The sequence below is a fragment of the Labedaea rhizosphaerae genome, from assembly GCF_004362825.1.
GTDB classification, from domain to species: Bacteria; Actinomycetota; Actinomycetes; order Mycobacteriales; family Pseudonocardiaceae; genus Labedaea; species Labedaea rhizosphaerae.
The window spans coordinates 359464-370931 of sequence record NZ_SNXZ01000007.1 but is presented as its reverse complement, the minus strand read 5'-3'; the positions used below and the strand labels follow the sequence as shown (position 1 = coordinate 370931).

General features: G+C 70.4%; 9 protein-coding genes. 5 read left to right on the top strand and 4 right to left on the bottom strand.

Features of this window, described 5'->3' with window-relative positions:
• Nucleotides 1-77 precede the first annotated feature (77 nt).
• Entirely contained in the window at nucleotides 78-995 is a 918-nt protein-coding gene (locus tag EV186_RS32320) for a GHMP family kinase ATP-binding protein (RefSeq protein ID WP_133853295.1), read from the bottom strand.
• Entirely contained in the window at nucleotides 992-2257 is a 1266-nt protein-coding gene (locus EV186_RS32315) for an MFS transporter (protein WP_133853294.1), read from the bottom strand. Before EV186_RS32315 ends, EV186_RS32320 begins: the two co-directional genes overlap by 4 nt.
• Before the next feature lie 282 nt (nucleotides 2258-2539).
• Between EV186_RS32315 and EV186_RS32310 the strand changes: the two genes are divergently transcribed.
• Genes EV186_RS32310 through panD form a run of 3 tightly spaced genes read left to right on the top strand, consistent with a single transcriptional unit; the run spans nucleotide 2540 to nucleotide 6062 of the window.
• Nucleotides 2540-4018: an amino acid adenylation domain-containing protein gene (locus EV186_RS32310; RefSeq protein WP_133853293.1), complete on the top strand. Its 1479-nt coding sequence runs from the start codon at nucleotides 2540-2542 to the stop codon at nucleotides 4016-4018.
• Nucleotides 4015-5664, top strand: a complete 1650-nt coding sequence (locus EV186_RS32305; protein WP_133853292.1) for a condensation domain-containing protein — start codon at nucleotides 4015-4017, stop codon at nucleotides 5662-5664. The genes EV186_RS32310 and EV186_RS32305 overlap by 4 nt, the downstream gene beginning before the upstream one ends.
• Nucleotides 5649-6062 (top strand): aspartate 1-decarboxylase, encoded by a 414-nt coding sequence (panD, locus tag EV186_RS32300; protein ID WP_133853291.1) that lies wholly within the window; start codon nucleotides 5649-5651, stop codon nucleotides 6060-6062. The genes EV186_RS32305 and panD overlap by 16 nt, the downstream gene beginning before the upstream one ends.
• Nucleotides 6063-6069: 7 nt before the next feature.
• Here panD and EV186_RS32295 read toward each other — a convergent pair whose 3' ends face one another.
• Entirely contained in the window at nucleotides 6070-7968 is a 1899-nt protein-coding gene (locus tag EV186_RS32295; RefSeq protein ID WP_166659429.1) for an AfsR/SARP family transcriptional regulator, read from the bottom strand.
• Between the two features lie 215 nt (nucleotides 7969-8183).
• Nucleotides 8184-9098 (bottom strand): SDR family NAD(P)-dependent oxidoreductase, encoded by a 915-nt coding sequence (locus EV186_RS32290; RefSeq protein ID WP_133853289.1) that lies wholly within the window; start codon nucleotides 9096-9098, stop codon nucleotides 8184-8186.
• 17 nt (nucleotides 9099-9115) lie between these two features.
• Here EV186_RS32290 and EV186_RS32285 point away from each other — a divergent pair, with 17 nt between their 5' ends.
• On the top strand, nucleotides 9116-10267 hold the full coding sequence (locus EV186_RS32285) for a hypothetical protein (RefSeq protein WP_133853288.1): 1152 nt from the start codon (nucleotides 9116-9118) through the stop codon (nucleotides 10265-10267).
• Nucleotides 10268-10317: 50 nt separating this feature from the next.
• Complete coding sequence (locus EV186_RS32280) at nucleotides 10318-11343, top strand: exonuclease/endonuclease/phosphatase family protein (protein ID WP_133853287.1); 1026 nt, start codon at nucleotides 10318-10320, stop codon at nucleotides 11341-11343.
• Nucleotides 11344-11468 lie beyond the last annotated feature (125 nt).

Below are 11468 nucleotides of genomic sequence, written 5' to 3'. Positions count from 1 at the left end.
TCGGCGAGCGGCGGCCGCTTCGGCCGCGGGTCACCTTTTCACTGACCACGATCCTGCGACCGCGGTGTATCGACCGGCTATTTAACGGATACTCGTGCCGCCGGAACTTCTTCGTGCGGCTTCGGCGCGAATTCCAGGGTCTCGTCCACCGAGACCGGCCCCAGCCCCGCGCAGCCGTCGACCGCGTCGGCCACCTTGCGGGCGTGGTCGGGATCGGACTTGACGACGAGGATGCCCGCCATCGTGCCGCTGTGCGCCACGGCGACACCCAACGCACCGACCTGGCGGCAGACGTCCAGCACCTGGTCGAGGTGGGGTTTCGGGCAGCGTGCCTGGTTCAGCACGGCACTGCGGGTGGCGACCGCGCCCACCGTGGCGAGATCACCGGCGGGCAGCGCGACCGCCAGCCGGTCCAGCAGCCGGGCGTACTCCCGGCGTTCGGCCGGCGTGATGGCGCCGCGGAAGGCGTTGAAGTCGACCGTGTCCACCTGGCCGCCCTCGTCGACGCCGACGATCGTCATGGGCGGCAACGAACCCAGCTGCCGGCACAGCCGCACCCGGCGGTGGTAGAAGGCGACCGTGTCGTGGTACATCAGCCCGTCGGTCGGCTCGATCAGCCGCAACAGGTCCTCGGTGGCCCTCGGCGACACCGACGTGCCCAGCGCGTCGGCGACCGCACGCATGGTGGCCACCAGGTCGGCCGACGAACTGGCCATCCCCTTGCCCACCGGCAGGTCGCTGGCCACGGTCAGCAGACCGCCGCCGCGCACGCCGAAGCGGGCGAGCACCAGTTCCGCCAGCCGCAGCGCCTTGTGCCGGTCCGGCGGATCGACCCGGAGCGGCCCGTCGCCAGGGACCAGGGTGATCTCCGCGGTGGACCAGCGCGCGATCGGCAGCGTGACCAGGAAATCGGTGTCCTTGCCGGGTAACGCGCCCTGCATCAGCTCGCCGAACGTGCCGAACGACACGCCGACGCCGGTCAGCGGGACGCTCATCCGACGCTCCCCTCGGCGACCAGGACAGCCGGCACGGCATCGGGTTTGCGGCTCCACCGGACCAGCACGAACGGCGCCAGCAGGAGGTGGATGACGCCCTGGACGGCGAGCACGGGGATGATGCCCACCTCGTCGCCGAGGAAGCCGGCGAGCACCGTGCCGGCACTGACCGCCACCGCCCAGCCCGCACTGATCGCGCCGAAGACCCGGCCGCGGTACTCGTCGGGCGTCCAGAGCTGCTGCAGGCTGTTGAAGGAGGCCACCACGCCGGCGGCGGGCAGGCCGACCACGGTGATCAGCACGAACGTCGGCCACAGCATCGGTAGCGCGAGCGGGTACACGGCGATCGCGAGATCGAGCGCGCCGAAAACCAGCACGCCGTAGCCGAGCAGCTTCGTCGGCGCGATCCGGTGGCTCAGCGCGGCCACGGCCAGCCCGCCCGCCACGCCGCCGATCGCCTGCATCGCCACGACGAAGCCGTACTCGCCACCGCTGGCCTGCAGCACGCCGACGACCAGCGGCGCCAGCAGCACGCCGAAGATCCCCTCGCCGAGCCCGGACAACACCCGGTACACCAGCAACGTCGAGAGGTCCCGGCGAGTCAGGCACAGCCGCAGGCCGTCCAGCCATTCGGCGCGCAACCCCAGGCTGACCTTGGTGACCGGCTCGGCCGGCGCCGGCTTCTTCGCGACGGTGATCATGGCGACGAGCACCGTGGCGAGGGCGTAGGTCGTGACGTCCACCAGCACCAGTGCGGTGAGACCGCTCGCGGCCGCGATCGCGCCCCCCAGCCCCGCACCGCCGAGGCGGGCGAGCTGCTGGGTCTGGCCGTTGAGTGCGTTGGCAGCGACCAGGTCCCGCTCCGGCACGACCGTCGCGACCATGGCGGCCTCGGCCGGCGCGAAGAACTGCGCGATGGCGCCTTCGACGAACACGGCGACGTACAGCAGCCAGACCTGGTCCGGATCGTGCACCAGCAGCAGCGGCAACAGGGAGGCGGCCAGCAGCGCGTTGGTGATGATCATCGTGCGCCGCCGGTCCCACCGGTCGGCGAACACACCGCCCACCGAACCCAGCAGGAATTGCGGCAGGAAGGACATCAACAGCATCGTCCCGGAGGCCAGCGCGGACCCGGTGAGGCGATAGACGATGAAGGTCATTCCGACACCGAGAATCCAGTCCCCGCCCGCTGAAATCAGGTGCGCGGTCACCAGAAGCCGGTAGTTCCGGTTGCGTGCGAGGAGATTCCAGGCAGCTCTCATGACAATTACTATGAACACCGCCCGAACGGCGCGTCAAGCAAAAGAAATTCGATACGGCTTCGATACACGTGGCGTTTCCACTCGGCCAGAACAAACCGATAGCCAGGGAGGAACAGTGGTGACACCTCTCGTGTCGACCTCGGCTCGTTGCGGTGCCCGCGGCTTGCGTGGCTCCCTGCTGAGGCCAAGGGGAACGGGACGCAACCCGGCCACGGGCCCATCGCGGACCGACCGTTGCCGGCCCAGCGCGACCACACTCGGAAAATCCGGAGAGGCGGAACAGTGACCAGCACCGTTTCCGTGTCGTGCGCCGACCGGTTCCTGGCGTGGGCCGACCGTACGCCCGACCGCCCCGCCGTCGTCGACGGCGACACCACGATCACCTACGCCGCCCTGGCGGCGGCCGCGCAGGACGTCGCCGACCGGCTGGCCGCCGAGGACATCCGGCCCGGCACGCTCGTCGGGATGTCCGTGCCCCGCGGCTGGCACATGATCGCGGCGATGCTGGGCACCTGGTTGCACGGCTGCGGATACGTCCCGATCGACCCCAGCTACCCGGCCACCCGGCGGGACTACATCAGTGCCGACGCCACGGTGTCGCACCTGATCACCGCCGGGCTGCGGATCGAGGCCACCGGCCACGACGGCCGCCGCGACGACGTGCCCCACGACACCGCCTACGTGATCTACACCTCCGGCACGACCGGCAACCCCAAGGGCGTCGTGGTCCGGCACCGCAATCTGCTCGCCCTGCTGGACGCCGCCGCCGAGGTGATGCCGTGCCTGCCCGACGACGTGTCCAGCGTGTTCCACTCGGCCAACTTCGACCTGAGCGTCTGGGAGATGTGGCGCCCGCTGCTTTCCGGCGGAAGTTGTGTGGTGGTTCCGGTGGCCGCCACCCACGACGCCAACGCGCTGGCGGACCTGTTCGCCGCCCACGGCGTCACACGGGCGACGATCGTGCCGTCCATCTTCGCCAACTTCGTGACCGAACTCGCCGAGCGGCCGGTGGCCATGCCGCGGCTGCGTGAGGTGGTGTTCTGCGGTGAGCCGATCGGCCGGGAGGCGATCGGCACCTGGTACGACCTCGACGTCGCGCCCAACGCCCAGCTGGTGAACATGTACGGCCCGACCGAGACCACCGTCTACGTGTCCTGGAAGAACCTTGACCGTGCCCTGGTGGCCGATCGCGGCGAGCCGGGCACCCCGATCGGCATTCCCTTGCCGCACTTGCGAGTCCGCGTGCTGGACGAGCACCGGCGACCGGCCCGCGAGGGCGAGGTGTACATCGCGGGCGCCGGTGTCTCGGCGGGCTACCTCGGCAAACCGGAGCTGACAGCGGACCGGTTCGTGGTCCTGGACGACGGCGACGTCTGGTACCGCAGTGGTGATCACGCCGTGCTGGGCACCGACGGAGAGCTGCGGTTCCTGGGCCGCAAGGACGACCAGGTCAAGGTCCGGGGCTTCCGGATCGAACTGGGCGAGGTGGACGCCGCGCTGCGCGGGCTGCCGGAGATCGCCAGTGCCGGCACCGTGGTCCAGACGACCTCGGCCGGCGAATCGATCCTGGTGGCCGGGTACGTGCCGGCCGGCCCCGACGACGCCGCTGCCGACGACGAGACCGTGCGCGCCCGGCTGCGCGAAGTCCTGCCCCAGCACATGATCCCGACCCGGCTGGTCCGGGTCACCACCCTGCCGCTGTCCCTGTCGGGCAAGCTCAACCGCAGGACGCTGGCGCAACGCCTGGAGACCATGCGATGAAGACCGGCACGTTCGCGGCCCGGGCGTCCTTCGCCCAGGAGAGCATGTGGTTCCTCGAACAGCTCGAACACGGGTCGGCCACCTACAACTGCCAGCTGGGCCTGCGGCTGACCGGCCGGCTGGACCTCGACGTGCTCGAACGCGCGCTGATCGCGTTGACGCAACGCCACGAGGTGCTGCGCACCACGTTCGACACCAGCGACGGCGAGTTGCTGCAGGTCATCCACGACGACCTGCCGTGGGAGGTCGACCTGGACGATCTGACCGGCGTCCCCGATCCCGCCGCCGCCCTCAAGGAAGCGTCCGATGTGGAGCTTCGGCGGCAGTTCGATCTGGTGAACGGTCCGGTCGGACGGGCGAACCTGTTCCGCCTCGGCGAAACCGACCACGTCCTCGTCCTCACCCTGGACCACCTCACGTGCGACGCGTGGTCGATGCGCGTCCTGCACCGCGACTTCATCGCGCTCTATTCCGCCCTGTGCAACGAAACCGAGCTCCCGCCCGAGCCGGCGATCCGGTACGCGGACTTCGCGCAATGGCAACGGGACTGGTTGCTCGGCGGCGAGATGGACCGCCAGCTGGGGTTCTGGCGCGACACGCTGGCCGACCGGCCGCCCCTCGTGCGGCTACCCGGGCACCGACCGGCGACCAGGCAGGCCGGCCGGCTGATCCAGCCGATGGACGCCGGGGTGCTGGCCCGGCTGACCGAACTGGGCCAGGCGCGCAACACGTCGCTGTTCATGGTGCTGACCGCCGCGTTCGCCACCCAGCTGTCGCACTACAGCGGCATGACCGACCTGGTGCTCGGCAGCCTGATGGCCAACCGCGACCAGGTCGAGATCGAGGACGTGGTCGGGTACTTCATCAACACCGTGGCACTGCGGCTCGACCTGTCCGGGGACCCGGACGTGCCGGAACTGCTGGACCGCACCCGGCGCGTTGTGCTGGACGCATACGCCAACCAGCAGGTGCCGTTCGACCGCGTGGTCGAGCACCTCGCACCCGACCGCAACGCCGGCCGGGTGCCGCTGGTGAACGTGATGATCGAGTACTCCGACGTGGCCCGGGAGCCGGTGGACCTCGGCGAGCTGCGGATCGAACCGCTGCCCCTGGCCAGCCTGCCGGTGCCGGTCGACCTGGTGCTGACCATCCGCAAGGACGGCGACACCGAGCACGCGATCTGGCAGTTCAACTCCGAACACCTCGCGGCCGCCACGATCGAGGTCATGCAGCGCCACTTCGCCGCGTTGCTGGCGCAGCTGGCCGCCGGCGAGCCGCTCACCGCGGTCCGGCCGGGTGAACTGGTCGTGGCGCAGGACCGGCCGGGCACGCCGGAAGTGGCCGCACCAGTCGCCGAGTTCGACAGCGAGTTCGCCAGCGAGTTCGACACCGAGCTGGGTGCCGTGGTGACCGAGGTGTGGGAGAAGGTGTTGCGCCAGAACGGGATCGGCCCGAGCGACGACTTCTTCGCGCTGGGCGGGCACTCGCTGGCCGGCGCACGCGTGATGACGCACCTGCAACGCCGGATCGAAGTCCGGCTGCCGATGCGGCTGTTGTTCGACCACCCGGTGCTCGCCGACTTCGTCGCCGAGGTGGGGCTCCACCTCACCCCCACCGAGAAAGGATCGCCATGTACCGCTCGATGATGAAATCCAAGATCCACCGGGCCACCGTGACCCAGGCCGACCTGCACTACGTCGGCTCCGTCACGGTCAGCGCGGACCTCATGGCCGCCGCCGACCTGCTCCCCGGCGAGCAGGTCGACATCGTCGACATCAACAACGGCAACCGGTTGTCGACCTACGTGATCGAGGGGCCGGTGGACAGCGGGGTGATCGGCATCAACGGCGCGGCGGCCCGGCTGATCAGTCCCGGCGACCTGGTGATCATCATCGCGTACGCCTACGTGGCCGACGAGGACGCCAAAGCGGTCCAGCCGCGGGTTGTCTTCGTGGACGAGGCGAACCGGATCAACCACCTCGGCACCGACCCCACGTCGGCCCCGGCGGGCGACCTGGTCTCCGGCGCCCTGGCGCACCGGTAGCGGCCGATCACGAGCTCAGCGCGAGGGTGCGGCGCAGGCTGGCCGTCAGCAGCCAGCGTTCGACCGGCAAGCACTCGTGCGGGTGGTCCAGGACCCGGCGCAGCGCCGCGACCCGCTCCGTCGGGCGATCCTCGACGGTCAGCCGGCTGCGGGCGAAGGCCCGGACCAGACCGGTCAGGCGGAACGGCGCCGGATCGCCGGTCACCCGCACCACGTCGAGCAGGCCGGCGTCGACCAGTTCGTCCAACGCGTCCTCGGCCTGGACCTCGTCGGCGTCCAGCAGGGGTGCGCAGATCCGGCCCGAGAACCGCACCGAGCCCAGCAGGGTCAGCCGGCGCAGCAGCCGGCGGGCGAAGGGCGCGAGGCCGTCGTAGGACTGGGAAATCGCGCCGACCGCATCGCCTGCCACGTGCGACAGCTCCTTGGGCAGCCGGCGCTCGTCGGTCAGCCGTTCGATCAGGGTGCGGACCGACCAGTCCGGTCTGGCGTCCAGCCGCGCGCCGGCCAGCCGCAGGGTGAACGGCTCGCCGCCGCACAACTCGGCGAGGCGGCGCAGGTCCTTGGCCTGGCCCCGGACCCGCTCCACGCCGATGACCTTCGTCAGCAGTGCGACGGACTCGGCGCCCGGCAGCCGTCCCACCTCGATCCGGCTCGCGCCGGGCAACGCCGTCATCGGCGCGCGGCTGGTCACCAGCACCGCGCAACTCGGACTGCCGGGTAGCAGCGGCCGCACCTGCCGTTCGTCGGCCGCGTCGTCCAGGACCACCAGGACCTTCCGGTCGGACAGCAGGTTCCGGTACATCTCCGCGCACTCGTCCACGCTGTCGGGCACAGCGTCCGCCGCGACGCCCATGGCGCGCAGGAACCGGTCCAGGGCGTCGACCGGCTCGATCAACCGGCCGGTCGTACCGCCCAGCGGCACGAACAGCTGGCCGTCGGTGAACGTGTCGCACATCGAGTGTGCCAAGTGGACGGCAAGCGTGGTCTTGCCCGACCAGGCCCGGCCGGACAGCAGGACCACCCGGACGCCCTGGCCGATCGGGCTCTCCTGCAACCGTTGCCGAGCCTTGGCAAGCTGCTCGCCGCGGCCGGTGAAGTCGCCGGCCGGCGCCGGCAGCAAACGCGGGACGGCCGCCGGAGCGGCCACGGGTCGCGCCGGGCGGGCGTCGGCTTCCGTGGTGCCGGCCAGGATCATGCGTTGCAGGCCGCGCAGTTCGTCACCGGGCTCGAGCCCGAGAGCCTCCACGAACAACTCGCGACCGATGCGGAACACGTCCAGCGCCTCGACCCGCCGCCCCGTCCGGTAGAGGCAGGTCATGAGCTGGGCGCGCAGCCGTTCCCGGAACGGGTTGGCCGCCACCACTTCGGCCAGTTCGCCGACCAGTTCGTGCTCGTCGCCCAGCCGCAGCTTGAGGTCGACGCACTCCTCCAGCACGGTCAGCCGGCGTTCGGCCAGCACGACGGCGCCGGACTCCACCACCCGGCCGGCGCCGGCCAGCGGCGCACCGCGCCACAATCGCAGCGCCTGCTCGAATTGATCGACGGCCGCCGATTCCTGGCGCAGCGCCAGCATTTTTCGCCCGGCCGTCACCAACTTGTCGAATGCCAGCAGATCGAGTTCGTCGTCGGCACACCGAATGGAGTAGCCCGGCGAGCGGGTCACGATCGAATCGGCCAGTCCCGCCGCGGCCAGCGACCGGCGGATCGCGCTGATGCAGATGCGGATCTGATCGCGGGCGGTGGACGGCGGTTCGGCGTCCCACACCGCCTCGACCAGGCGATCCACCATGACCAGGCGGTTGGGCTCGAGCAACAGCGTGGCCAGCACCACCCGCTGGCGGGGCGGGAGGGCGACCGGGCCGAGTGGACCGGTGATCTCCAGCGGACCGAGAATGCGGAACTTCACGCTCACCCTCCCCAGCGGGCAATCTGCGGGCACGATCGAGTTCAGTTGACCCTCGGGCCCTATCACAGCGTTATCACCGCGTATTACTTCTGCGGCCGGCACCGATCGACGCCGCCGTATTCGATCACTGGGTGGCAACTCGTTTCCCCCACGACCGAGGGCAGCCTGCTACGCCACCTCAGCCGGCAAACACCGTCGCGCGTGCCGCGCGGGGGTCAGGCGGGGTCCGGGCGGACGCCGGTCAGCTCGGCGGTGCGGTCCCACAGTCGCGTGCGCAGCGTCCGGTCCTGCGCCCGTGGATCGACGCGGGCCGGGCCGACGCCCCGGAAGAACTCGCCGAACTTCCGCGGCCCGTAGTAGCCGCCGCCCAGCACGTCGGGGGCGGTCGCCGCGTACAGCACGGGGATGGTGCCCTCGGGCACCGACTGGGACACCGCCTTCGTCAGTGCGTTGAGCGGTCGTGCCACGGCGCCGAGCCCTTGGTTACGGGCGCCGGCGGCGGCGATTTCCGTACCGGTGAACCCGGGGTGCGCGGCCACGCTCAGCACGGGAGAACCCTCGGCCCGCAGGCGTTCCTGCAGTTCCAGCGCGAACATCAGCACCGCCAGCTTGGACTGCGCATAGGCGTGCGCCATCCGGAACCGGCGGCGCTCGAAGCCGAGGTCGTCGACGTCGAAACCCTTGCCGCGGTGGGCGATGCTCGACACGGCCACGACGCGAGCCGAGTCGCCGGCCCGCAGCGCGGGCATCAGCAGCCACGTCAGCGCCGCGTGCCCCAGGTGATTGGTGGCGAGGATGGATTCGTGTCCGGCGGCGGTGCGCCGCAGCCGACCGGCAGGGATGCCCGCGTTGTTGATCAGCAGGTCGACCCGGTCGCCCGTGCGGTCCCGGATGTCCGCCGCGGCCGACCGCACGCGGTCCTGGTCGGCGAGGTCCAGCAGGACGAGCTCGCCGCCGACCGCCGCCGCGGCGCGCTCACCGCGCTGCCGGGACCGGCAGGCGAGGATCACCCGGGCGCCCTTGGCCGCGAGGACCGTCGCCGCGCGCAGGCCAAGCCCCGAGTTCGCGCCGGTGATCACGACCGTGCGGCCGTGCTGGTCGTGGATCTCGCTCTCGCGCCAAGCCCCCATGTCGGCATGCTAGCGCCGTGGCGACTCCTGATCGACGAGGCCGCTGCCATCGCGGCTATCGCCGGCGGCCTGAGTGGACGTCCGATGTGGACCGTCACGGCGGACGTGGCCATTTCCCTGACCGGTACCGCACGGTGCCGACGACCCCGGCCCGGCGAATGCGACCCCCGATCGGTGCATCGCCACCGGCCCGCCGCAATGGGATACTTCTCCGTGGATTGTCGCTTCCTCTGCGTCCGACGCGCGTGTGGGAGGTACGAATGGCCGATCGTGGAGCCACGGGCAACGCCGACACCGGCGCCATCATCCGGCAGACCTACCTCGGCCTGCGGCTGGGCATCCTCCTGCTCGTCGTGATGCTGTTCCTCGCGGTCGTCATCCAGGCGCTGGCCGCCAATCCGGCCTGCCTGCAGCATTCGCTCAGCGCGTATTACTACACCTCGGCGCGTGCCGTGTTCGTCGGCACCCTCTGCGCCGTCGGGACCTGCCTGATCATCTATTCGGGCAACACCGAAATCGAGAACCTGCTGCTGGACTACGCCGGCTACATGGCCGTCATGGTGGCCTTCGTGCCGACGGGCGTGGACAACACCTGCACCGTGAGCAACGTCCCGACGTCCGACGAACTGACCGACGCGGTGAAGCAGAACGTGCTCGCGTTGCTCATCGCCGGCCTGATCGCGGTGGTCATCGTGCGGGCGCTCAAGGTCCTGCAACTCAACAGCCGCACCGCCAAGGTGCTGCTGACGGTCAACACGCTCATCCTCGTCGGACTGGCCGTGTTCGTCCTCACCAGCTTCGAGAACTTCATGAAGAACGCGCACGCGTTCGCCGCCATCTTGTTCTTCGCTGGCGTCCTGGCGGTCGTCATCGTGAATGCCGTCGGCTTCGCGCGGCACAAATCCGGCGAACTCGGCATTGGCGATCTGCTCAGGAACCGGTACACCGCGATCGCCGCGGCCATGCTGATCACCGCGGGCGTGCTGTTCGCGCTGCGGGCCGCCGGGTTCGGCCACTGGCTGCTCGTGCTCGAGGCGTCGCTGATCGCCGAGTTCGCGGTGTTCTGGATCAGCCAGACCATCGAACTCGGTGGCAAGGTCCGCCGCGGCGCGACCCCGCGAGACGCCGGCGGAGCCCAGGAGTCGGACAGCGAACTGGTCGCCTACTGAGACCATTGGCGCCGGGTCGGTTCCGTGATCTACTTACCAACATGCGCGCTATGAGGGCGAAAGTTGGCATCACGGTGGCCGTCGCCGTCACGGCGGTCGGCGCGGTCCTGGCCGGCACGGCCGACGGGTCCCCCGCTCGGGTCGCCGCCGCTGCCGTGGCCAACAACGATCCGTCCTTCGTGCAGGTCTTCGACAACAACCTGGAGAACCTGCCGACGGTGGACCTCGCCTGCCCGGGCGACTGGCAGGACCTCGTCTACTACATCCAGCGCGCGCCGTTGAAGCCGGACATCTTCACCGTCCAGCAGATCAGCGACCAGACCCAGCTGAACTCCTACGTCAGCAGGCTGAGCAACGACCTCGGCGAGGCCTACGCGGGCGTGATCGCCGATCCCTCGCCCGCGGCCATGAACAGCCCGTGCGGGCCGCCGAAGGACCACCAGACCAATGCCGTGATCTACCGCAAGGCCCGGTTCACCGACCTCGGCCTGGCGTCGAAGACGTGGCAGGCGCAGAGCGACGAGTCCGGTACGTGCGCCAACAACGACCAGGCACGCACGGTCGCGGTCAAGGTCAGGCTGCACGACAAGATCGCGAACAAGGACCTGACGGTGGCGTCGGTGCACTGGCCGACCGCAGCGTCGGGCGGTGGCGTGGACTGCTCGGAGTCCAACGCCCGCGAGGTGGCCGCCGAGATGACCGAGGACGGCTACGGCGGCAGCTTGCTGATCTTCGCGGGCGACCACAACGTCACCGACGTCGCCGACAGCGGCTCGTTCCGGCCCTGGTACACGTTGCTCAACGGGGACCTGGGCGGCAGCCTCGGTTACCGCGACGCGGCCTACACGGCGTGCGGTGGCAGCAAGAGCTGCCTCGCCGGCAACTGGACCATCGGGGGCGACCGGCGCATCGACTTCCTGTTCGCGCGCAAGACCGGTGGGCTGCCCGTGGTCGACCACTTCCACACCATCACCTTCGACGAGGGCGATGCCGCGGACCAGGCCGCCACCGGTTCGGACCGCACCGACCGCGACTACTCCGACCACCGCGCCGTGATGGCTCGCGTGCACTACTGATCGGGCGCGCGCGGACGCTGGTGCTCGCGCTGCTGGGGGTTCGCGCCGAACTCCGCCCTCGCGCGCGGCGTCCGAAAAGGACACCCACCCTCGGCGACGGACAACGCGGGCACCGCGATGCAACA